This is a genomic window from Zobellia galactanivorans (genome assembly GCF_000973105.1).
GTDB lineage: Bacteria > Bacteroidota > Bacteroidia > Flavobacteriales > Flavobacteriaceae > Zobellia > Zobellia galactanivorans.
Genome location: NC_015844.1, coordinates 2,094,074 through 2,117,899, shown reverse-complemented (window position 1 = coordinate 2,117,899; position 23,826 = coordinate 2,094,074). Strand labels below are relative to the sequence as shown.

The window sequence follows — 23,826 nt, the reverse complement described above, 5'->3', positions numbered from 1 at the left end:
CATTGAATAATGAATAAAAAAAATATAGACGAACTGTTCCAAGAGAAGTTTCGAGACTTCGGCGAAGTGCCGGACAAAAAAGTCTGGAATACCATCGAAGCTTCCTTGAACAAGAAAAAGAAGAAAAGGGTCATTCCCATCTGGTGGAAACTGGGTGGAGCGGCAGCCATCTTAACCGGTGTAGTGCTGGCAATAAACCTCTTTTCCACCCCGACCGATGCCGAAGGCAGTATCACCGACACCAAAACCCACGACAACAAACAGACCGAAGGAATAAAACAAGGTGAAGACAAGGACTTTCAGGAATCGTCCATCAGCAATGAAAATGCGATAACCCATACACAAAACGATTCCGGTTCGGAAGAAGGCGACGTAGAAAACACCGCCCATGATCAGGATGTAGAACACAAGTTAAACACCCTTCCCAAAGAAAATACCAATCGTTCTAAAAATTCAAAAACCAATAGAATTGCCCCTTCGGAACTAACCGAGGCCGGAAACCCAAGTAAAGACAAAACACAGGAGCCCTACAACGCCAAGAAGGAAGCTAGCGACAATAACCTAATAAACCCCGAAGCGGAAAATGCCCTTGCAGGCAGCCCCTCTACCGGTCAGGATACATACGCTTCGGACGATGGAAAAGAAGGGGCAACATCCCCTATCGACCAAGACCAAGAAAAACATCCAGATCCTATTGGTCTTAAACCCTCCGAAGGCATAGTACAGAATGCTATCGAAGACGAATCGCCGAACATCCCCGAAAATCAAGAAGACATTACTGAAAAGAAGTCCATTTTTGATGAAATCGACCCTGAAGAGGAAATTGCAAACAACGACGGGGAAAGCCGCTGGTCCCTTGGGCCGAATATAGCCCCAGTGTACTATGACGCCTTAGGCAACGGATCGCCCGTAAACGCCATTTTCAGCTCCAATTCAAAATCGGGCAGCACCAATATGAGCTACGGCCTCTCAATAGCCTATGCCGTCAACGACAAGCTAAGGGTCCGTTCCGGCGTCAACAAGGTCGATTACGGTTACGACACCCAGGGCGTGGAATTTTCCGGCACCCTACAGGCCGTCGCCTCAGACTTATTGAAAAACATATCATATTCCGGCACTTCGAAAAACGTAGTCTTACAAAGCGAGACTGCCAACATTAAAAATTATGAGGTTTCCGACAATTCCTTTGCTCCTTCCCCAGGGCTCACGGAAAAGCCCGGAGGTCTACGCAACGGGTCGATGGCGCAGCAATTCGGGTATCTGGAGGTGCCCTTAGAGCTAGAGTACGCCCTAATCGACCGAAAGCTAGGACTAAACCTATTGGGCGGTGTAAGTTCGTTGTTTTTGATCGACAATTCAATCTCGCTTTCCTCAGGAGACCTCACCACCGAAATCGGTGAAGCCAACAACGTAAACTCGGTCAATTTCAGCACCAATGTGGGTTTTGGGGTAAACTATAAATTCACTCCCAAAATACGATTGAACATCGAACCCGTTTTCAAATACCAATTGAACACGTTTTCGAATGTTTCCGGAGATTTCAGACCCTTCTCGGTAGGGGTTTACAGCGGCCTGAATTTTATGTTTTAATTCCGCTCATCGACAGGAAGGAAACGTAAAGCCTTTCGCACTAGAACAGCATCAAAAATTTGAACGACTGATGAAGCAAAAATTCCAAATTTTCAAGGCAGCAGCGAACCATCTGAGCTTTACAAAGGCCTCTGAACAATTGTTCATATCGCAACCAGCGGTTTCAAAAGCCATTCGCAGTATTGAAGAAGAGTACAAAACCACCCTTTTTCTTCGCAAGCGGAATTCCATAGAACTCACCGAAGAAGGCAAGGCCTTTTTATTGTATACCAATAGAATATTGGACATACATGCGGAAATGGAGAATCAATTTCTCTATCAAAAGGAACACATCCCCGAAATGATCCAGTTTGGCGCCAGTACTACTTTGGTCAATCATATCGTTCCCAAAATAATTGCCCGCTTCAGAACACAGCACCCACGTACCAATTTTGATATTAAAAGCGGCAACTCTGAAGAAATAGAGGAATATATCTTAAACCAACAATTGGATTTTGGGATTACCGAAGGAAATAACACCAATCGTAAACTACACTATAAAAAGTTTATAAAAGACGAAATCGTACTTGTCACGAACGCCAAGAACAACGGCATCAAACAAAGTGCCATAAGCGTAGACACCTTAGAACAACTACCGATCATAGAACGCGAAATGGGTTCGGGAACACGAGAGATTATTTATGATGCCTTAAAGTCGGTCTATATCAAAAAACTGAACAATGTAGTGACCCTGAACAGCACGGAAGCCATAAAAAACTACCTCAACAACTCCGATGCCTTCGCCTTGCTTTCCATTAGCGCCATTCACGAAGACCTGGTCACCAACAAACTTAAGATCATAGATATTAAAAACCTTACCATAGAACGCTGGTTCTACTTTGTTTCCAGAACCGGTTACCAGTCTCAGGTAATGGACTATTTTGAAAAGTTCGCCCGAAGCAATTATAACTTTTAGTTATTTCACATAGTATTTTAAATTGCTTAAAAGTAATTTGCTGACCCTACTTTTGTATCGTAAAAGAAAAATGATATGAAAGATAGAATCGCGAAAATTACGTTTCTCCTAATGGCCCTTATCGTTTTTAGTGGGTGGGTCAATAGTCCAACCGCCCTACTGCTCGGTTTCGGGTTTACCCTGTTTTTCAACAATCCGTTCAAGGCATACTGCCACAAGGCCATTCACTCGTTTCTCAAGGTTTCGGTAGTTGGGCTCGGTTTTGGCATGTTCATCAAAGAGACCCTAGAAACGGGCAAGGAAGGTTTTATGCTGACTTTTTTATCGATCACCTTGACGGTAGGCCTCGGCTTCCTGCTGACGAAAGCACTAAAACTAGACAAAAAATTAGGCCACCTTATCACATCAGGAACCTCAGTTTGCGGTGGTAGCGCCATTGCGGCCATCTCACCGGTGATCAATGCCAAAAGCAAGGCCATTAGCATTGCATTGGCCGTTGTATTCCTACTTAACTCCATAGCCCTTTTCGTCTTTCCGGCCATAGGCCACTATCTTCACCTGAGCCAACATCAATTCGGACTATGGTGTGCCGTAGCCATTCACGATACGAGTTCGGTTATCGGTGCTTCCATAGGCTACGGTGACGAGGCATTGCGGACCGCCACAACCGTTAAGCTCTCCCGTATGCTCTGGATCGTACCTTTATCCATATTGTCTATGCTCGTTTTTAAGACCAAGGGTGAAAAAGTAAAAATGCCTTACTTCATCTTGCTTTTTATAGGGGCTATAATCGTAAACAGTTATCAGCTTATTCCGGCCATGGCAAGTTTGACCATCGTCTCCATTTCCAAAAAACTTTTGATACTAACCCTGTTTTTAGTAGGCTCTACCCTTTCTATTGAAGATTTACGCGCCACGGGAACAAGGCCTATGGTCTTGGCCGTATTACTCTGGGTCTTCATTTCGGCACTCTCATTGCTCTATATCCTATATTAAAGGCAAGAGGGGCGATATTACAGGCTATAACGGTTATCTTGTTTGCAGTTCTTTCAAGATAACCGTTCGTACTTTCTCCCTTAGGCCCGCCTTGTCGTCTTCGGAAAGGTTCTCGGTTTTGTAAAATGAGTGCACTTTGGCACGGATTCTTCCCGGTCCTCCACTGAAAAAAGAGAAAGAAAATCGCTTTTTGTTATCGTAGAAGGTCATCGGAACGACAGGAATCGTATGGGCTATGGCCATTTTAAAGGCCCCATCCTTAAAGTTGTCCAATAGGACACTTTCATCATCGGGCACTCCCCCTTCAGGAAAAATACAGATGCTCAAGCCTTGGTTCAACCTCTTTTGTGCCCGTCGATAAACGGCGGTTCTGCTCCTCGCATCGCCCCGATCTACCATAATACAGACCCGCTTATAGAAAAACCCGAAAACTGGAATTTTCGCCAGCTCTTTCTTCCCCACAAAAACAAAAGGGTTTTTACTGATGTAAAGCATCAGCATAATATCTAACATACTGGTATGGTTGGCAACGAGCATATAACTCTTTCCCCGCTCCAATCTTTCATCCCAATATACTTTTGGCGGGCAACCCATACCGTACAAAATGGGCAAGGCCCACAGGTTTCTGGCCAACCAAAAAAAGTACGGATACCATTTTTGCGACAAGGTGGTCAACAATAAAAAAGGAAAAAACAAGAAGATGGGTAGGGCTACCAAAATATAGAACCAAATACGGTACAAGGTGTAGCCAATTTTTTTAACTAATCTGGGCATAAAATCAAAAGTAACAATTTTATCAGGTATAATCGATTTCTTTTATCTTTGTGCTCCTTTGAAAATCGACAAATGGCTAGAATCTTAACAGGAATACAGAGTACGGGCATTCCGCACCTAGGAAACATTTTGGGCGCTATTATGCCCGCAATAGACATGGCGCAGGACCCAAAGAACGAATCGTTTTTGTTCATTGCGGACCTACATTCGCTCACACAGATCAAAAATGCGGAAGAACTTCGAAAAAACACCTATGCCATAGCTTCTACTTGGCTGGCTTTCGGACTGGATATTGAAAAGACCGTTTTTTACCGTCAGAGCGATGTCCCACAGACCACCGAGCTCTCTTGGTACCTAAGCTGTTTCTTTCCATATCAACGATTGACCTTGGCACATTCGTTCAAAGACAAGGCGGACCGCCTAGAGGATGTCAATGCCGGACTCTTTACCTATCCGATGTTGATGGCCGCCGATATTCTTCTGTACGATGCCAATATCGTTCCGGTAGGAAAAGACCAAATGCAGCATATTGAAATTACCCGCGACGTGGCTTCGCGTTTTCATGCCCAATTGGGAGAAACCTTCGTACTTCCTGAAGGAAAGGTACAAGAGACCACCATGTACGTTCCTGGAACCGACGGAGAAAAAATGAGCAAGAGCAGGGGCAACTTGATCAACCTTTTCCAGACCGATAAAAAGCTGAGGAAACAGATCATGGGCATACAGACCGACAGCACCCCCATGGAAGACCCAAAAGACCCAACGAAAGACAATGTATTCGCCCTGTACAAATTACTGGCCACTCAAGAACAAATTGAAGAAATGAGTGCCAACTACCTTGCGGGGAACTACGGGTACGGCCATGCCAAACAAGCGCTTTACGAAGTCATTGTCAACAAATTTGGCGATGCCCGGGAAAAATACGAGTACTACATGAACAACACCCAAGAAGTAGACGAAGCATTGGCGATCGGCGCGGAAAAAGCCGGCAAAGTAGCCGATGGGGTACTTCAAAGAGTACGTGAAAAACTAGGATACTAAAATTTAACAAAACCGACCTCAGGGTCGGTTTTGTTTTTATACGGTCTTCCCCATATTCATAAACCTTTCGTCTTGGGGAGGTTTTTTATCGATAACCGTCATTTATACCGATACAGCACCGGCATACACCAACTTTACAGACTCGTTGGTCGGTTGACCCATCATCACAGCTTCCGGTTTTGTTAAATCGCTTCGAACAATTTTCCGGGCAAAGGACGCACAACGCCCTTCATTTCCATATTTAACAAAGTAGAAGAAGCCTTAAAGACAGGTAAGCGACATTCCAAGGCAATACTATCGAGCAATTGCTTTCCATTCTTTTGTAAATAATCATATATCGATTGTTCGTCAGGCTCAAGATCCACGAAGAGCTGTTTTTGAACGGGCTTGGTTTCTTTCTCGGCCACATCCCATCCTAGGAGATATACCAAATCGGCAGCGGAAGTGAGTATATGTGCCTTTTGCTGTTTTATAAGATTGTTACAACCCGAACTGTACTTGTCCTGCGCCCTTCCCGGTACGGCAAAGACCTCGCGATTATAACTGTTGGCAATATCGGCCGTGACCAAACTCCCCCCTCTTTCGGCCGATTCAATGACCACCGTAGCTTCCGTCATACCGGCGATAATGCGGTTTCGTTTTAAAAAATTCTCCCTATCGGGCCGGGTCGTACTGCGAAATTCGGTGTAAAACCCTCCATTCTTCTCTACATCACTGACATACTTGCTATGGGCTTCGGGATAGATTTGGTTGAGGCCATGGGCCAGACATCCTATGGTTTGCAAACCATGTTTGATGGCGGCCTTTTGCGCGGTAATATCCACCCCGTAGGCAAAACCACTTACGATAACGGGATTCAAGGGCGCTATTTCCTCAATAAACTTTTCACAGAAGGCAGTGCCATAACTTGTAATCTTACGAGTGCCCACAATACTGATAAGCCTTCGGCCCTCCAAATTAATATTACCTCTTTTGTAGAGCAATACCGGACTATCGATACAGTGCTTTAGATAGCTGGGATAATCGGCATCTTTAAAATACGAAAAACCAATCTGGTTCTTTTGGATATAACCATATTCGCGTTCTGCGGCTTCTTGATGTTCCCCATCGTGCAAACCTTTTAAGATATGTGTGCCAATACCATCGATCTTTAAGAGATGGTGTCGTTTTTCCTCAAAAACGGCTTGGGCACTACCACAATGCTCAATAAGCTTTTTAATGGTTACATCTCCAATTTTCGGAACACTTTGTAAGCGCAAAATCGCAAGCAATTCATCTGTAATCATTTATACTAGCATCAAAGTTATCCACAAAATACACAAATTATAATGTTAATAAAAAGTGAGGTGGACTCTAGTCTTACCCTATAATTTTTTCCATATTTGCGTCATATGGGATTAGAACGCTATATATCTGAGTTAATGTACAGGTACAACTGTGTAGTTGTGCCAGGCTTCGGTGCTTTTTTAACCGAACAGAAATCTGCTGTCATACATGAGAGCACCAATACTTTTTACCCTCCAGTAAAAACCGTTTCATTCAACCAACAGTTATTGTCTAATGACGGCCTTTTGGTTTCATACGCTGCCGAGGCACAAAATATTTCCTTTGAGGAAATGCTCGGGCAGGTCAACGAAATTGTGACCGAGTGGAAAGCGGAATTAAAAAAAGGCGGTCAATTGCAATTGGCCGATATCGGAACCCTTTGGTTCAGCTCAGAAAATAAAATACAGTTTCAACCCTCCGGAAATGTCAACTACCTGACCTCTTCCTTCGGAATGTCCTCTTTTGTTTCCGCACCGGTAACCCGAGAGGTCTTAAAAGAAGAAGTGTCTCAGTTGGAGGAAAGCATTCCTTTGGCATTTACACCGGAAAAGCGGGAAACCCTGACCCTTCGCCCATACTTAAAGTATGCTGCGGTCGCTTTGATTGCCTTAACATTGGGCGTTACAGGATTTCAGTTTTACAAATCTAACGCGAACAACCAACAGTTAGCTCGCGAAGAAGCCCAAGAACAGGTTTCAAAACGCATTCAAGAAGCCACATTCTTTGATGCACAACCATTAGAACTACCCACGATTACGCTTAAAACTTCCAAAAAAGAAGCGGCCGATAAAGCGGAGAAACGCATGCACCACATTATTGCCGGGGCATTCCGATACCGTACCAACGCCGACAGAAAAATAGAGGAATTAAAGCAGAAGGGATACAATCCATCTTATATAGGAACGAATCCGTTCGGCCTGTACTTGGTGGCCTACGACAGCTTTACCGACCCGAACAAAGCGTTAATGGCCCTTCGTGAAATCAAGCTTACCCAAAAGGATGCTTGGTTAAAATCAAGCCACTAACATTCCTTTAGACTTACGGTTTTACGCCTAAAACGTTCAATAGTCCATCTTTTTTTCAACTTGCCCAAGGCGAAAAGGTTCTGCTATGGAGCCCATTAAAAAAAGTATCTTTGACAAAAAATTGATTTATGCAGGCTAAAAATCCCAGCGATTCTAGAACGATACTGACCGATATGGTACTCCCCAGTGAGACCAACCCCCTTAACAATCTCTTTGGAGGCGAATTATTGGCCCGAATGGACCGTGCCGCAAGTATAGCCGCTCGTCGCCATAGCCGTCGTATTACGGTTACCGCTTCGGTGAACCATGTAGCCTTTAACCAATCCGTGCCCGTAGGAAGCGTTCTCACGGTAGAAGCAGCAGTTTCACGGGCTTTTAAGACCTCTATGGAGGTTTATATCGATGTGTGGATGGAAGATCGTTTTACAGGTGAAAAATCAAAGGCAAACGAAGCCATATACACCTTTGTAGCCGTTGACGATACCGGAAGGCCTACGGTAGTGCCCCCTTTACAACCCGAGACCCAGCTCGAGCAAGAACGCTACGATGGCGCTTTGCGCAGAAAGCAATTAAGCCTTGTCTTGGCTGGAAAAATGAAACCTCACGATGCCACCGAACTAAAGGCATTGTTCATGGAATAACCCTTCTTTAAAAATCGAAATTGTCGGGATCGGGTCCGGTGCGCTCACCTTTATCGAGACTATCTAGATAGTTGATATCCGAATGAGTAAGTTCAAAGTCGAAAATATCGGCATTGGACTTGATCCTATTTTCATGTATCGATTTCGGAATTACCACTATGCCCTTCTGTAGATTGTAGCGCAAAATAATCTGTGCAATGGATTTATTGTATTTGCCGGTCAGCCCATCAAAGACATCGGACTTTGCATCAAAGACCTTTCCGTGCATAAAAGGCGACCAAGATTCGTACTGAACCCCCTTGTCATTGCAAAAATCGATCAGGTCTTGTTGCACCAAATATGGATGGAATTCCATTTGATTGACCATTGGGACAATTTCGGCCGTTTCAAGCAAGTCTTCTAGGTGATGTCGTAAAAAGTTGCTCACACCGATCGCCCGAATACGCTTTTCGCGGTACAACTTCTCCATGGCACGCCAAGTATCCTTGTATTTTCCGGCCACTGGCCAATGAATTAGATACAAATCGAGGTATTCTACCCCCAGACGCTCCAAACTCGCCTCAAAAGCCTTTAAAGTGCTTTCATAGCCCTGATCGGCATTCCATACCTTAGACACCAAGAACACCTCTTCGCGCGCGACATTACTTTGCCGAATTCCCTTGCCAACCCCCTCTTCATTTTTATATATTGCGGCAGTATCAATATGTCTATAACCCAGGTTCAAAGCCGTTTTAACCGCATCAACCACATCTTGGTCATTATCGGCCAAATACGTTCCCAAGCCTAAATAAGGGATTTCTACCCCATTGTTTAATGCAAATGTGCCCTGTAAGTCTGTTATCTTCTTCATATCATTCCTATAATTGATACACCCACTCCTCTGGATTGAGCTTGGAAGTGTTCTGGTGTAAGTAAAACTTCAATTTGGTCTGTCCGTTAGACCGATTGGTATAAATCTCGCCCAATTCGGTTTTGGCTTCAACGCGATCTCCCTTCTTAACATAGAGTTTGGAAAGGTTATAATAGGTACTGATAAAGTTACCATGCTTCAATTGCACGGCCTTATTCCCCCCCGGTATAGACAGAATGGCTATAACCTCTCCCCTAAAAATAGCCCTCGCCTTCGCCCCTTGGTCGGTAGTTATGATGACCCCGTTACTCTGGTGTTTTATTCCCGGGTAAATGGCATCGGCATAAACACCGAAACCTTGGCTCTTAAACCCTTTCTCCACCGGCCATATCAAACGGCCCTTATTGGCGGTAAAACTATTGGCAACAATAGCGGCCTCCGGCGTCAATAAGAATTTACTCGGATCATCACTTTTCTTTCCGCTGTCTTTGTTCGACGCGGCGATGGCCTCACGGATCAAACGTTCGATTTGACGATCGATTTGCTTGGCTTGATTTTGTTTATCGCGTATTTGGGCCGCATATTTGGTCTCACTCTTACGAATAGACCCCAAAAGTTCTTGGTGGGCCTTCTTTTCGGCAGTCATGGCCTTCTTTGCCTTCAAGTTCTCGGCCACCAAACGTTCCTTTTCTTTTCGTTGTATGGTAAGTCCCGCATTAAGCTTGCCCAACTCTTCGGTCTTGACCACAATTTTCTCCCCCTGTTTACGCCTAAACTCGGTGTATTGCTTGATATACTGCATCCGCTTAAAGGCTTGATAAAAATTTTCGGAGGAAAGAAGGAACATTAATTTACTCTGCTGGATCTTACTCTGATACCCCTTTTGTATCATCATGGCGTAATCATCCTTGAGCGCTTCCAATTCTTCCCTCAATTTGGTAATGACACGAATATTATCATTGATTTTCTTGTTCAGCAAATTCGATTGTTGATTGGTAACATCGATAAGCTTTTGGCGCACCTTTATCTTATTGTCAAGGGCTTCCATTTGATCGAGAACATTGCCTTTTTTCTTCTTTTGGTCAAAAAGCAAGTAATTGATCTGCTCTATTTCCTTTTGCAACTGTTCGCGTTTGGCCTCTAAGGCCTCCTGCTCTTCGCTTTGGGCACAAAGCGTGCTCCATCCAAATAAACAGAAACCAAGAAAAATAACAAGAAAGTACTTATTACCGCGCATCGTCAGTTAGTGTGATTTCTTTAAAACCTTTCGGTATTTTATATGGAAAGTTCATGGGTTGGTCAAATTCGATATTGCGATATTCGATATCTACCGTATTTCGGTCGGCACCCTCTATGGCCGCAACGGCAATACGTTGGGGAAGAATATATTTTCCTATTTTTTGATAATCGGTATAGTTGACCTGCAGCAATCTTTTCTTTAAGGGTTGCGAGAGCTGTTGTGAGGCCATCTTAAAGTTTTTCGGTTCTATCTGAAAAACGACCTTGAACAATTCCATGGCTTTTTTAGGCTTCAACTGATAATCACCATTAACCACGGTAGCATCGTACTTTGCTTCTTTAAGGTTAAAAAGGGCCTGGCCCATTAGAAGGTTCTGCACCTGCTCAAAATCGAGTTCAGTACCTAAGAACTTGCTCAAATAAGCAAAATCACCATCAAAATACTCGTTCTGCAGTTTGTTGTAGAAAGTAACCCTTCCCGGGGTAATATAAGCCTTGACCATGCCCAAGGGGGCACTCATCCAAATGGCCTTGTCCTTTTCCATACGCAAGCTAACCGAAACCCCTTGTGTCGATTCACCGTCGGAATAATCAATACGCATTTTACCGCTCAAGGTATTGAAATCGGTAGTATTGGCATAATGGTTTTTAACTATGGCCTTCGCCGAAAGATTGCCATCGACCTTTCCATCTGCCAAAACCTTGTTCGACTTACAGGAAAGAGAAAGGGATAGTACAACAAGCGCCATCAAGCGCAAGACAATTCGCAATGGTAAGGCCATAATTTTTGTAACAGTTTAAAACCCGGATTTTATCTTACGAAGATACATATTTGCCTTGACTGAATTGTTAATGGAATTATAAGCATCGGACAGCTCTTGATAAAATTTGTTGGCCAGGGAGATATCGCCCACCAAGTAATCAAGTCCCGCTTCAAGCGTTTCAATGGCTTCGCGTGCCCTTCCTTTCCTGTTTAGGGCAAGTCCTTGGGCGTAATAAAAATAAGGTTGCGAAGGATAACTTTCCAAGGCTTCGGCCGCAACCCGGTCTAAGGCGAGGTAATTCTTGGTTTGAAGCATTCCTTGAATACGGCTTCTATATTGCTCAAAAGACCCCGATTCAGAACCGCCGTCATTGGAGAAGGTAAAGGAACTTTTGCTGGCCGCGGCTTCCTGTGCCTCGATTAAATCGGCCACTTTTATGGAAAGCTGTTGGGTAAAACTAGACTTAGGTGTTTCCTTTAAAACGGACTGTGCCTCCTTGGCCCTTCCCTTCCTGAAGAAAATCAGGGCGAGGTTTTCCTTAAATTTTACATTGTCAAAAGGCAATTGCTCCCTTGAGGAATCTACGGATTTTTGCTGCTTCAACGCGATATCAACGTAAGTATCGACATACCAAGGATTGTCGGGCCGGGCCAAAAGTGCGGCCAAGGCATACTCTTCGGCCACAGGATATTGTTTTTCCTTTAAATAGAGCTTTGCGAGCTCATGGTCTACCACATCGTTTTCGGCGTCGAGCTGTTTGCACTCGAGCATGAGATTAATGGCCCTATCATAGTTCTCGATACCCTTTTGCTTCAGGGCTTCAAAAAATTTCTCTTGAAAGTCGTCCGAATAATCCTCCAAAAAAACTTCGGCACTCTGGTTTTCATCTATAGTGGGCGTTTCTTGGGCATACGCCAATAGGGAGACCCAAAAAAATCCCCCTACAAATAGCAATATAAGCTGTCTCGTTTTCATTTGATACCCAAGGTAAATACTATGTTAGCCCTTGCCTATTTAACACCGGTACTTCCGAATCCACCCTCACCTCTGGCGGTTTCCGATAATTCTTTTACTTCCTCCCATTCGGCGCGTTCGTGTTTGGCAATTACCAATTGCGCGATACGTTCACCATTTTCCACGGTAAAGCTTTCGTTGGAAAGGTTGACCAAGATCACACCAATTTCACCACGATAGTCGGCATCTACCGTGCCCGGGGCATTCAATACGGTAATTCCTTTTTTAGCGGCCAAGCCACTCCTTGGCCTCACTTGGGCCTCAAAACCGACCGGAAGCTCTATAAATAGTCCCGTTTTAATAATGGCGCGCCCTAGAGGTTGTAACGTTACCGATTCGGAAATATTGGCTCTTAGGTCCATTCCCGCAGACGCTCCCGTTTCGTAATGGGGAAGTTCGTGCTGCGATTTGTTGATGATCTTTATTTGCATACTGTGTTTTTGAATGTCAACTATTGGTCTTATCCGCCCATTGCCATCTACGTCCGATGCCTGAAGGCAGATTTAATTCTTCTGTCTAAGGAAAATCTGTGTCAATGTATCCTTTTCAAGCTTATACACCAACCCCAGGAACAACAAAAATAAGATACTCCCCACAATTAAGTTCCTATCGAAAATATAAAAGGACAGTATAGAAAAGAGAATGGAAACCCCCAGATAGAAAACAATTTTTCTAAAATTGTACGGCACCGGATAGCGCGATTTTCCCAAATAGTACGATAGCACCATCATACTACCATAGGCCATGAGCGTTGCAATGGCACTGGCCATATAACCGATATAAGGGATAAAAATATAGTTTACGACGATGGTTATAAGTGCCCCGAAAACAGAAATAAACGCTCCGTAGCGTGTTTTATCGGTCACCTTGTACCAAACCGATAGGTTGTGGTAGATTCCAAGAAAGAAACTGGCCAAAAGTATGATAGGCACGACGGACATGGCTTCCCAATACGCCGGGTTTTTAACAAAAAGCACCTTGAGTACATCGGCGAAAACGACGACCCCCAATAAGATCACACTACCCAATACCACAAAATAATTGGTGATCTGCGCATAGGCCTTTTGCGGGTTTGCCGTACCCGCATGACTAAAAAAGAACGGCTCTATCCCCATACGGAAGGCAGTAGAAAACAAGGTCATGAACAAGGCTAGCTTTACACAGGCGTTGTACATGCCCACCTCTTTATTGGCAATTTCCTCAGGCAAGAGCGCTTCGAGCATTACCCTATCAAAAACTTCGTTAATGGTGAAGGCCACGCCCGCAATCAGTACGGGAATCGCATATTTCATCATTTGCTTCCAAAGCTTGTCATCAAAAGTATAGCGACTGATCAAATAGGGTTTCAGCATCAATAAGAGCGTAACGCCACTGGCGCAAAGGTTGGCTATGATGATATACGAAATTTGAAAATTGGGCCTGTACAAGGCGGCTAGAAGTCCATCTGGATTACTTGCGGCAATACCCGGTAACAGCAGTAAGAAGAACACATTGAGCCCAAAATTGATGACCACGTTCAAAATCTTGACCACGGCATACCTTAACGGCCTTTCATTGGCCCTCAACCACGCAAAGGGTATAATGACCAAGGCATCTAAAGAAAGGATGAACACCACGTACTTAATGTACTTTGGATCTATGCTCAAAAGCCGGGCCATTCCGTCTTGAAAAATCAGGGAAACCACCATAAAGAGCATAGTGGAGGCCAAAATAGAAATCAAGGAGGTAGAAATTACCGTCTCTTTATCGTCCGATTTGCTGTAAAACCTAAAAAACGCCGTTTCCATTCCATAGGCCAAGACCACATTGAACATGGCGAAATAGGCAAAAATCACTGCTAGCTCGCCATATATTTCCGGGGGCATGGCATCGGTATGCACCCTGACCAAAAAGAAGGAAATCATTCTGGGCAATACAGTGGCCAGACCGTAGATAGCCGTTTGCTTGAACAATTTTTTAAGCGGATTCAATAGAGCTGCATTTATATCCAAAAGTACCTATTTAAAGGCATCTAGCAAAGTGAAGTTAAACACGGATGGATTTCTTTTTAACAACGGCGGCTTTTTTTGGTTGAAAGGGAGGCGAAATAAACCAAAAGGGGGCCGTATCCCGCCCTTTAACAAGCTCTGCACAACCAAGCCCCATGCAATGAAAAAAGAACCCGTTTGGTCTTTAAAATAGATATTAGATGGAATATTACAGGGCTCTAAACCGTAACGAACGACACCGCAGTTTCACGTGGCGAGTTCGCTACGGCCCCATATAAAAAAAGAACCCCCACATGACTGTGGGGGTTCTTCTTATATCTATCATTTACTCCGACGAGGTCAAAGCAATGGTTAAGCCTAATTGTTCAAGGCTTCCGCACCACCTACGATCTCTAAGATCTCGTTGGTAATGGCAGCCTGTCTAGCCTTATTATAAGTTAATTTCAATTGGTCCCTCAATTCCGTAGCGTTATCGGTAGCCTTGTGCATTGCTGTCATTCGGGCCCCGTGCTCACTGGCAAAGGAATCACGAATACCTTTGTACAATTGTGTCTTTAACGACTTAGGTATCAACTGCTCTACGATTTCCATTTTTGATGGCTCAAAAACGTAGTCGGTGCTCAAGTTTTCCGCACCGGCCATAGGAACGATCGGCAAAAACTGCTCGGTCATTACAATCTGCGTAGCGGCATTCTTGAATTTGTTATATACGATATCGATACGATCATAATTACCTGAAGTGAATTGCTCCATTAAATCTTCGGCAATAACCGATACCTTATCGAATGTCAAATCTTCGTAAAGGCTACTATGATTGGCAATTACTTTAGATCTTTTGGTCAGGAAATCGTTGGCCTTCTTACCAATGGCAACAAAATCAACCTCTTTACCGGCATAGGTTTCGTTAATCAAAACCGTACACTGTTTTAAGATATTAGAGTTAAAGGCACCGGCCAAGCCCCTATTGGAAGTAATAGCTACTACCAAAACTTTCTTCACCTCTCTATTATCGGCATATTTACTACCAGAATCGGCATCTAAACTTGCACTTAGACCTTGTAACAACTCGGTAAGCTTATCGGCATAAGGTCGCATTGCAGTAATGGCGTCTTGTGCTTTCTTCAACTTTGCAGCCGATACCATTTTCATGGCACTGGTAATCTGCATGGTCGATGATACCGATGCTATTCTGTTTCGTATTTCCTTTAAGTTCGCCATTTGATTCAGTATTTAGTAAGCGGTACAAAGTGTTATTTTGAGGATAACACTTTGTGCCTGCCACTCAGTACTCAGTACTTATTTAACTCTTATATTTACCAGAAAGGTCTTTGGCCACAGCAGTCAAGGTATCGGTTACCTCATCGGTAAGTTTACCGGACTTTAAGGTATCCAATACATCCCTGTGCTTAGCGTTCAAGAATTCCAAATAATCCCTTTCGAATTCCTTTACCTTTTCTACGGGAACATCACGTAACAAGTTTTTAGAACCTGCATAGATGATCGCGATTTGGTTTTCAACGGTATAAGGATCGTTTTGGGCCTGCTTCAAGATCTCAACGTTACGACGTCCTTTTTCAATAACGTTCAACGTAGCGGCGTCCAAATCGGAACCGAACTTGGCAAAAGCTTCCAATTCACGGAACTGGGCTTGATCCAATTTCAATGTACCTGCCACCTTTTTCATTGATTTGATCTGCGCATTACCACCCACACGAGATACCGAAATACCCACGTTGATCGCTGGTCTTACCCCTTGGTTGAATAAATCTTGCTCCAAGAAAATCTGTCCGTCGGTAATCGAGATTACATTCGTAGGAATATAGGCAGAAACGTCACCTGCCTGGGTTTCGATAATAGGAAGGGCCGTTAAAGAACCACCACCTTTTACCATGGGCTTCAACACATCAGGTAAATCGTTCATGTTCTGCGCGATCTTATCATCGTTGATGACCTTAGCGGCACGCTCCAACAATCTAGAGTGAAGGTAGAAAACGTCACCTGGGTAAGCCTCACGTCCTGGTGGTCTTCTCAAAAGAAGGGATACCTCACGGTAGGCTACGGCCTGTTTTGACAAATCATCATAGATGATCAAAGCAGGACGGCCAGTGTCACGGAAATACTCACCGATAGATGCACCTGCAAAAGGAGCATAAACCTGCATTGGCGCAGGGTCGGAAGCATTCGCGGCAACAATGGTAGTATATGCCATGGCCCCTTTATCTTCTAAAGTTTGCGCAATTGCAGCAACGGTAGAAGCTTTTTGGCCAATAGCAACATAGATACAATATACTGGTTCACCAGCATCGTAAAATTCTTTTTGGTTCAAAATGGTATCGATACAAACGGTAGTCTTACCTGTTTGACGGTCACCAATTACAAGCTCCCTTTGACCACGTCCCACAGGGATCATGGCATCGATTGCCTTAATACCGGATTGCATAGGCTCGGTTACCGGCTCCCTAAAGATAACACCGGGTGCCTTACGCTCCAATGGCATTTCGTAAGTTTCACCAGCGATAGGTCCCTTACCGTCTATAGGAGTACCTAGGGTATCTACCACACGGCCAACGATACCTTCACCTACTTTGATAGAAGCAATTCGTTGTGTACGTTTTACGGTAGCACCTTCTCCAATAGCCTTGGAGTGTCCTAAGAGCACCACACCAACGTTATCTTCTTCAAGGTTAAGAACAATTCCTTCAAGGCCGCCTTCGAATTCCACCAATTCGCCGTATTGGGCGTTTGATAGACCGTAGACCCTGGCGATACCATCACCAACCTGTAGTACTGTTCCCACCTCGTCCAATGTGGCGGTGGCTTCAAATCCTGATAATTGTTTCTTTAAAATTGCTGATACCTCAGCGGCTTTTACTCCTGCCATTTTTATAGATATAAGACATGGAACTTAAGAAATTCACCTCAAGTCCTAGTTATTATTATAAACTACTTGAAAACTCTCTTTTTAAATTATTCAATTTATTAGAAATGCTGGCATCATACTGCAAATCGCCAACACGTAAAACAAATCCTCCAATAATACTTTCATCGATTTTGTTTTCGATGGTTACCTCATTACCGGTAATCTGAGCTAATTGCTTAAGCACCTTCTTCTCAAGGTCGGCGCTTAAAGGAACGGCTGTGGTAACATACGCAACACCCTCACCTTTTAAATCTTCGTTAAGAATGATGTACTTTAAGGCAACCTCGTTCAAAATAGATATCCGTTTGTTCGCGGCAAGTGTATTGATCAAACCCAAGGTAATCTGGTCACTACCGTCGAACACGGCCGCCAAGGCTTTCTTTTTGGTCTCCCCGTTCACTACAGGGCTGGCCAACATGGCTCTCAACTCTTTACTATCGGCAATCGTTGCCACAACCGAACGCATGTCTTTCTCGACTGCATCCGTGGCCTTGTTCTGTACCGCTAGGTCTAAAACCGCCTTTGCGTAACGTATTGCTGCTCTAGAATCGCTCATTTTTTATTTTGTTTTATTGTTCTGTCGGCAGACCTTCATCGGCACAACAAAAAGCAATATAGCTACTTAATTCAATTTAACATCGCCCAACATACTTTCCACCAATTTCAATTGCTGGTCTTTGTTGGATAGTTGCTCTTTCAACACCTTCTCTGCAATCTCTACAGAAAGTTCGGCCACTTGGTTTTTGATGTCGGCTACAGCGGCTTTCTTCTCACTCTCGATAGCGGCTTGGGCCTGCTTCAACATTTTGTCGCCTTCCACCTTGGCCTGCTCCTTAGAATCCGCGATCATTTTCTCTTTAATCTCACGGGCTTCCTTCAACATTGCCTCGCGCTCCGCACGGGCTTCCTTCAACAACTTATCGTTATCGGCCTGAAGGTTCTGCATTTCGGCACGGGCTTTTTCAGCGGCGTCCAATGCACCCTTGATTCCTTCTTCACGTTCGTTCAATGAAGTCAAAATCGGTTTCCAGGCAAATTTCACCAATAGGAATATCAAACCTAATAATAATATCGTCTGAACTACGAAAAGGCCTGGTGAGAAATCGTTTATTAAAGTTTCCATATATAATATTACTTTAAAATTCTAAACTAGATTAAAAACATTTCCTGCAACCAACCGTTGCAGGAGAATGTCTTTTGGTTTTGTAGTTCTTATTTTCCTAAGAACAAGGCACCGAATGCCAAACCTTCTAAAAGTGCAGCAATGATAATCATCGCAGTTTGTATTTTTCCGGTTGCTTCTGGCTGACGGGCAATACCTTCCATTGCTTTACCACCAATTTGACCAAGACCGATACCTGCTCCGATTACGATTAAACCAGCTCCAATTAAGTTGTACATAGTAATTGATTTATATAATTAAATTAAAAAACTCTCTTTTAGATGAAATCCCCTCGAACGTCTTCCGCGTCTGGAATCTCATGTCCTGTAGCATCGTGCTCATGATCGTGATCGTGCTCAGCAACGGCCATACCAATAAACAAGGCTGACAACATAGTAAAAATATAGGCCTGTAAAAAGGCGACCAATACTTCAATAAGCGTAATGAAAAACGACAACACCAATGATAGCCCTGTTGCCCCGACTACACCTAAGCTTTCCTTAAGCGTAAACATGATGGCGATCAAACTCATTACTACAATGTGACCTGCAGATATGTTCGCGAACAAACGTACCAACAATGAAAACGGCTTGATCAAAAAAGCACCGGCCAGTTCTATAATCGCAAGAACCGGTCTGATCAAAACAGGAACCCCTGGCATCCACAACATGTGCATCCAGTAATCCTTGTTTCCGCTAAAGGTATAAATGACCAAAGTAAAAATTGCCAAGGCAGCGGTTACGGCCAACTGGCCCGTTACGTTAAAACCTAATGGCGTCAAACCTAAAAGGTTCAAGATCCATATAAAGAAAAACACGGTCAACAGGTAACCTGTGAATTTGCGATATTTTTTCTCGCCGATGTTCGGCTTGGCGATCTCATCCCTAACATAGATTACCAATGGCTCCAATACCCTACCAAAACCGGTAGGTACTTTTTTACTGGCGTATTGTTTTGCCAATGAAGAGAATCCCCAAAGCATAAGAAGACCCACCAACAATATTCCAAAAACACTTTTGGTTATTGAAAAGTCAAGGACTTTGGCGGCATTTTTCGCATGGTGATGCTCATCAAACTGAACTTCGGAAGCTCCTGGGTTCAGTTCATATATTTTACTGTGAAGTTTTACAAATTTAGAACCACCTTTCTCGACAACGACCTTACCGGCATCGTCATGATGAAATTCAGAAGACATGAAAGTTACCAATCCGTTGCTCGACCAAAGGATGACCGGCAAAGGAAAACCAACGTGCTTACGCTCCCCATTATCACTTGTGTATGAAAACAAGTGAAAGTCATGAGCGTCTTTAATGTGGTGTTGGATATATTCACCTACCTCATCTTTTGTGTCTACCGCTCCTTGATCACCTCCCTCGGAGAATGCAAAACCCTGAAGAGAAATGCATAGTGTACAAAGTAATACTAGTGTTCTGATCATTTTTGAAACTTCCTTCATTATTTTTTATCAAAAAATTATGCTCCTGAAATTTTGCGCAAAAGTAGGTAATCTTGCCGTAATACAAACCATTTTTGTCCTTTAAAATTTTGAAACTATTCGCGTTGCAAAATTTTTGAAACAAAAAAGACCTCTAGGCACAAAAAAACAAACACTGGAATCAAAAGTGAAGCTCTATAAAATCTGGGTAAATGCTCATCTCCCATCAGTTGCGGGTAGCACATTGCAGTATATGCGGCAATTTTAAAAACCAAAAGGCCGATATAAACAAAACCCAATTGAACGAAGATTTTTTCGCTTTTGGAGAGTAGACGAAAGGCTATAATCACCGATAAAGAGAAAATGAAATGAAAAATATAGGCTTTTTGAAGCAGGGTATTGAAACCCGAATTGTCATCTGCCAATAAAAATTGATGAAGAAAAAAAGAAGCCGTGCCCACCAAAATGAACACGACTATATATTGTACTAATTGTTTGACCAATGCTACTTATTTAATGTCATCACTTTTTTGATGACGATATACATCGACAAAAATACGGCAAGTAAAGTAATTGTATCTTCTAAAAACGTTTTTTCAAACTTTACATCTAACCAGGCCCCCAAAAGATTGCCTAAATAGATGGTTGCCCCCATTTGTATGGCAATGCCCGAAAAACCGGCCGCTGTTCGTATTAAATTGGAATTATCACGAGGCTTTTGCTGCTTCATTGTTTTTGCTTAGCGGCGACTTAAACCCAGAGGAAGTACTACTGTTCAAGCTCCCCCCTTTACCTTTCATGGTACAAGACGCGTTAAAAGTAGCACCGGGCTCTACCGCCAACTTGGTTACCGACACTGTACCTTCTATTACTGCCGAAGACTTAAGCGACAATAGGTCCGACACCAAAAGCTCTCCGTTGAAGCTTCCCTCTATGTCGGCATTGACACACTCTACCTTACCATGGATGTAGCCATCTTTACCAATAACAACCTTACCTGTTGTCTTTACGTTGCCGTCTAATTTACCGTCAATTCTAAAATCAGCTTCAGATTCGATATCCCCTTTAATTTTTGTGTGCTTGGAGATCCTATTGGGTTGTGCGCCTATTTCGTTCATAGTTCTTGGTTTTTTGTTATCAGAAAACATTGTTTATGGTTTTGGGGTTAAAATTTGACTTTTATACTCTTGTAAGTTTTTATGTACTTGAATAATTTTATAATTGGTAGATAAAATTACAAAATTCTCATTCTCAATACGGTAATCCTTGTTAAATTTTATAAGCTCGGCAAAACCGAGGGCGTAATCTTTAGATTTAAAGCCATGTACGACGACGAATTGGTCTTCTAAAGTATAAATATCTTTTGAAACCTTGTTCTTGTACCTCAAATCGATAATGGCGTCTTCTAATTCTTTCTTTACCCTTTTGGCTATTTCATCATTACTTCTTCTAAAGGGAAATACCACTTTCCAATTACCCGTTCCGGTTGAACCTAGTTCGGTAGAAAATTCCTTTACCGCTAGTTTAGGAAGTTGTTCGGCTACCATGGTCTCCGCTTTTTTCCCTTCCGGATTGTTAGGATAGGTCAATGCCACATAGTTGAGGGCCTCTTCAAACGCCTTAAAACCGTTAAGCCTTCCGATGGCGTTGGCCTTCAACATTTCGAACTTGGGAACTATGGGGTCTCCCGTGTACTTTTCTATATTCTCTTCGGCTCCCGTAATGGTCTTCAAGTATTCTTGCTGTCGATATAGGCGATATAGGGCCGCATAACGTGCCTCTGGGCTATCGGCATCGTCTTCGAGCACCGCTCTCGGGTTTAATATGATTTCGGCATAGCGCGAATCACCATGGTTTTGGAGAATATCTTGTTTCATGGAGGCCAAAAGCGGACTCCCCTCTTCTTCGTATATCTTATACAGGTTGTATTTGGAAGGAAGCACTAAACGCTCCTCAGGATCGGCATCCAAAACCTTTTCGAGTTTTTCGGCCGCCAATAGATTTTCCTTGAACTTCTCCTTGTAGATCAATCCGAGTTGATAATTGGCAAAATTTCGTTCGCCCTTAAGACTATCTATCACTGCTACATCCGTAGGCACTCGGTCCAAATAATAGTCCACAGAAAAGTTTTCCTCATCGGTAACCGTTCCCAAACTATCGTTCGAAACCGTGGCATTACCCGCTACTTCTTGTGGCAAGACTCGTCTTTTATCGCTCCAACGCCAGTCGTCTTCAAGCGTTCTCTTGCCCCATCTCTGAACAAAGTCGTTTTTACCATAGCCCAAACTGGTCAGGTTGTAGAAATAGAATTTTCCCTTGTTCTCTTTTCCGCCTTTGCTCTTTGCAAACTGGGCAAAACCGGCCGCCAATCTTCTTTCCTCTTTCTTGGCCGCAGCCTCTTTTGCCGCCTTGAGCTTCGCGATATGCTCTTCAAAATAAGCCGTACGCTCGGCTAGGGGAAGGTTGTACAAGCTTATGATACTGTCGGTACGATGTGCAATATCCTCATACTTGATAACGTCTTCAAGGTTATCGAGCTTTTTCTTGGTCCTCCTATATCTTTTTGTGTTTTCCTCTAAATTACTAACGACACTGTCGTAGTAGGCCCCCGCCAATTTATATTCGTTTCTATCAAAGTGGTAGACGGCCAGGTTTTCGTAATTGAGCGCGTTCAACTTCGGTTCGTTCTGTGTGGCGCGTAGCGACTTGTTGAAATAGACTACGGCCAAACTATCGTTTTCACGATCGAGGTAGTACTCCGCCATCTGGCGATAAATTTTATCCAAGAACGGGCGGTTCTCACGATTTTCCTGAAGGTCGGTCAGGTATTCCAATATTTCCTCGCTGTTCTCCGAAGTAATTTCGGTATTTCTCAACTTCTGTATTTCGGCATTGATCATATAGACCCTTGGTGACCTACGGTTTAGCTCAATTACCTTATTGAATGCGTAATTGGCACTGTCTTTATGGCCCAACCGATTGTACAATTGTCCTATAATGTAGTAATAACGCCCTTTTTCTGGGTTTTTCTTAGTGTAGTGCGATGCGATCTTTAAGTTTTGAACGGCAGTGTCAAGTACCTTTTCATTGATGTAGGCTTGGGCGATCATAGCCCGTGTATCGGCATATTCTTGGTCGCTGAGCTGTTCATATTTCAAAAGCCGCTTTAGGTTTTTAATGGCCAGTTCCTCGTTTTCGAGGCGAATGTTGACCTTCTCGCGCCAGATATGGGCCTCGTTCAGTTTATCACTGTAGTTGTATTTCTTTATAATGTAGTTGAAGGCCTCAAGTGCCGGCATATAGCGTTGATCAAAATAACGCGCCTTGCCCAAAAGTAAAAAGGCCTCGTCGGTTTGTGGGTTGCGCTCCACATCCTTAATATCCATACTGTGCTTTTGTATGGCCTTGGTCGCCTTTTCTTCGGCAATGATAAAGTTGGGGTTGTTATCTTCGGAATCTAACTTGATATCTTCGGTAACCTCCAAACGTTCAATAGGAAGTATTTCCCAATAGTCATCTTTATAGTTCAGGTTGAGTTCTTCCCTACCTTCATCAAAGGCAATATTGCCATTGTACAAGGTGTTGTACTTGGTATTGAGCGCGTGCCAATTTCGGTTCACGAACGCGTCTTTTTTGGTGGAACACGAATTTAACGCGATACCTCCTAGAACCGTACATAAGATGAGTTTAATGTGAAGTTTCATCTGCTCAAGTCAATCATTGTTTATGGTCAGATGCAATTTGCCCCAAACTGTTTTCATACTTTTTCCGTGTGTAAATGGCAGATTTTTATAATGTTCACCTGCTTACTTAACTCTAACTAAAAAAGAACCGGATTATTATGCAGTTGGTCGATAAAAAGTTAATTGTTCGGACCTTGCGTTGCCCAAAAAAAATAAAATCAGCCACAACCCAAATTCTATTTTCAAGGGATTATCCGCCGCTAACCGCCACTTTCTATTCTCGATTTCGATTTACCGCTTCAAATTGGGCCCTTATTTACTTGCTTTTTGCGCAAAATACGTGAAGTTAAAAAAAAGTGGAAGAAGTCGCTTTTATTTTTTACCGACCCAGTGGTCTGTGATTGCCCTTTTTAAAGATCAGGA

The 23,826-nt window shown here is 43.3% G+C and carries 24 protein-coding genes; 6 read left to right on the top strand and 18 right to left on the bottom strand.

All coding sequences use genetic code 11. The annotated features are described in order from the left end of the window. Positions 1-9: 9 nt before the first annotated feature. The 3 genes from ZOBGAL_RS08530 to ZOBGAL_RS08520 all read left to right on the top strand — a co-directional run bounded on the left by ZOBGAL_RS08530 (position 10) and on the right by ZOBGAL_RS08520 (position 3,541). Positions 10-1,590, top strand: a complete 1,581-nt coding sequence (locus tag ZOBGAL_RS08530; RefSeq protein WP_013993158.1) for a hypothetical protein — start codon at positions 10-12, stop codon at positions 1,588-1,590. Positions 1,591-1,660: 70 nt separating this feature from the next. Beyond that, positions 1,661-2,545 (top strand): LysR family transcriptional regulator, encoded by an 885-nt coding sequence (locus ZOBGAL_RS08525; RefSeq protein ID WP_013993157.1) that lies wholly within the window; start codon positions 1,661-1,663, stop codon positions 2,543-2,545. A 75-nt stretch (positions 2,546-2,620) separates the two neighbouring features. Beyond that, the gene (locus ZOBGAL_RS08520; RefSeq protein WP_013993156.1) at positions 2,621-3,541 is read left to right on the top strand and encodes a YeiH family protein; all 921 of its coding nucleotides are present in this window, start codon (positions 2,621-2,623) and stop codon (positions 3,539-3,541) included. Between the two features lie 33 nt (positions 3,542-3,574). Here the strand turns inward: ZOBGAL_RS08520 and ZOBGAL_RS08515 are convergent, their stop codons facing one another. Further along, the gene (locus ZOBGAL_RS08515; RefSeq protein WP_013993155.1) at positions 3,575-4,315 is read right to left on the bottom strand and encodes a lysophospholipid acyltransferase family protein; all 741 of its coding nucleotides are present in this window, start codon (positions 4,313-4,315) and stop codon (positions 3,575-3,577) included. A gap of 72 nt (positions 4,316-4,387) precedes the next feature. Here ZOBGAL_RS08515 and trpS point away from each other — a divergent pair, with 72 nt between their 5' ends. After that, complete coding sequence (trpS, locus tag ZOBGAL_RS08510; protein ID WP_013993154.1) at positions 4,388-5,356, top strand: tryptophan--tRNA ligase; 969 nt, start codon at positions 4,388-4,390, stop codon at positions 5,354-5,356. A 182-nt stretch (positions 5,357-5,538) separates the two neighbouring features. Here trpS and dprA read toward each other — a convergent pair whose 3' ends face one another. Next, entirely contained in the window at positions 5,539-6,642 is a 1,104-nt protein-coding gene (gene dprA, locus ZOBGAL_RS08505) for a DNA-processing protein DprA (RefSeq protein WP_013993153.1), read from the bottom strand. A 105-nt stretch (positions 6,643-6,747) separates the two neighbouring features. Here dprA and ZOBGAL_RS08500 point away from each other — a divergent pair, with 105 nt between their 5' ends. Continuing rightward, positions 6,748-7,707, top strand: a complete 960-nt coding sequence (locus tag ZOBGAL_RS08500) for an HU domain-containing protein (protein WP_013993152.1) — start codon at positions 6,748-6,750, stop codon at positions 7,705-7,707. Positions 7,708-7,835: 128 nt separating this feature from the next. Next, the gene (locus ZOBGAL_RS08495; protein WP_013993151.1) at positions 7,836-8,348 is read left to right on the top strand and encodes an acyl-CoA thioesterase; all 513 of its coding nucleotides are present in this window, start codon (positions 7,836-7,838) and stop codon (positions 8,346-8,348) included. A gap of 7 nt (positions 8,349-8,355) precedes the next feature. On the opposite strand, the gene ZOBGAL_RS08490 is transcribed toward ZOBGAL_RS08495, so the two are convergent. From ZOBGAL_RS08490 to porW, 16 genes are all read right to left on the bottom strand, one after another. Next, positions 8,356-9,198 carry an aldo/keto reductase gene (locus ZOBGAL_RS08490; protein ID WP_013993150.1) on the bottom strand — a complete coding sequence of 281 codons (843 nt, stop codon included), beginning with the start codon at positions 9,196-9,198 and terminating at the stop codon, positions 8,356-8,358. Between the two features lie 7 nt (positions 9,199-9,205). Beyond that, positions 9,206-10,435 carry a murein hydrolase activator EnvC family protein gene (locus ZOBGAL_RS08485; protein ID WP_013993149.1) on the bottom strand — a complete coding sequence of 410 codons (1,230 nt, stop codon included), beginning with the start codon at positions 10,433-10,435 and terminating at the stop codon, positions 9,206-9,208. After that, positions 10,425-11,219 (bottom strand): DUF4292 domain-containing protein, encoded by a 795-nt coding sequence (locus tag ZOBGAL_RS08480; protein WP_013993148.1) that lies wholly within the window; start codon positions 11,217-11,219, stop codon positions 10,425-10,427. Before ZOBGAL_RS08480 ends, ZOBGAL_RS08485 begins: the two co-directional genes overlap by 11 nt. A gap of 15 nt (positions 11,220-11,234) precedes the next feature. Continuing rightward, the gene (locus ZOBGAL_RS08475; RefSeq protein ID WP_013993147.1) at positions 11,235-12,176 is read right to left on the bottom strand and encodes a tetratricopeptide repeat protein; all 942 of its coding nucleotides are present in this window, start codon (positions 12,174-12,176) and stop codon (positions 11,235-11,237) included. Positions 12,177-12,211: 35 nt separating this feature from the next. Next, a complete protein-coding gene (dut, locus tag ZOBGAL_RS08470) occupies positions 12,212-12,646 on the bottom strand; it encodes a dUTP diphosphatase (protein WP_013993146.1) in 435 nt (144 codons plus the stop codon). 72 nt (positions 12,647-12,718) lie between these two features. Continuing rightward, entirely contained in the window at positions 12,719-14,185 is a 1,467-nt protein-coding gene (locus ZOBGAL_RS08465; protein WP_046287411.1) for a lipopolysaccharide biosynthesis protein, read from the bottom strand. Between the two features lie 375 nt (positions 14,186-14,560). Next, a complete protein-coding gene (gene atpG / locus ZOBGAL_RS08455) occupies positions 14,561-15,421 on the bottom strand; it encodes an ATP synthase F1 subunit gamma (protein ID WP_013993143.1) in 861 nt (286 codons plus the stop codon). 82 nt (positions 15,422-15,503) lie between these two features. After that, complete coding sequence (gene atpA / locus ZOBGAL_RS08450; protein ID WP_013993142.1) at positions 15,504-17,084, bottom strand: F0F1 ATP synthase subunit alpha; 1,581 nt, start codon at positions 17,082-17,084, stop codon at positions 15,504-15,506. A gap of 55 nt (positions 17,085-17,139) precedes the next feature. Continuing rightward, on the bottom strand, positions 17,140-17,679 hold the full coding sequence (gene atpH / locus ZOBGAL_RS08445) for an ATP synthase F1 subunit delta (RefSeq protein ID WP_013993141.1): 540 nt from the start codon (positions 17,677-17,679) through the stop codon (positions 17,140-17,142). Positions 17,680-17,745: 66 nt separating this feature from the next. Next, a complete protein-coding gene (locus tag ZOBGAL_RS08440) occupies positions 17,746-18,246 on the bottom strand; it encodes a F0F1 ATP synthase subunit B (RefSeq protein WP_013993140.1) in 501 nt (166 codons plus the stop codon). Between the two features lie 89 nt (positions 18,247-18,335). Then, a complete protein-coding gene (gene atpE, locus ZOBGAL_RS08435) occupies positions 18,336-18,524 on the bottom strand; it encodes an ATP synthase F0 subunit C (protein ID WP_013993139.1) in 189 nt (62 codons plus the stop codon). A 38-nt stretch (positions 18,525-18,562) separates the two neighbouring features. Beyond that, positions 18,563-19,741, bottom strand: coding sequence for a F0F1 ATP synthase subunit A (gene atpB / locus ZOBGAL_RS08430; RefSeq protein WP_046287410.1), 1,179 nt, complete (start codon positions 19,739-19,741; stop codon positions 18,563-18,565). 95 nt (positions 19,742-19,836) lie between these two features. After that, positions 19,837-20,181 (bottom strand): DUF6168 family protein, encoded by a 345-nt coding sequence (locus tag ZOBGAL_RS24035; protein WP_367998105.1) that lies wholly within the window; start codon positions 20,179-20,181, stop codon positions 19,837-19,839. A gap of 44 nt (positions 20,182-20,225) precedes the next feature. Then, positions 20,226-20,450, bottom strand: coding sequence for an AtpZ/AtpI family protein (locus tag ZOBGAL_RS08420; protein ID WP_013993136.1), 225 nt, complete (start codon positions 20,448-20,450; stop codon positions 20,226-20,228). Further along, positions 20,428-20,868, bottom strand: a complete 441-nt coding sequence (locus tag ZOBGAL_RS08415; RefSeq protein WP_013993135.1) for a bactofilin family protein — start codon at positions 20,866-20,868, stop codon at positions 20,428-20,430. The genes ZOBGAL_RS08420 and ZOBGAL_RS08415 overlap by 23 nt, the downstream gene beginning before the upstream one ends. Positions 20,869-20,871: 3 nt before the next feature. Continuing rightward, a complete protein-coding gene (porW, locus tag ZOBGAL_RS08410) occupies positions 20,872-23,424 on the bottom strand; it encodes a type IX secretion system periplasmic lipoprotein PorW/SprE (protein WP_013993134.1) in 2,553 nt (850 codons plus the stop codon). Between the last annotated feature and the right edge of the window lie 402 nt (positions 23,425-23,826).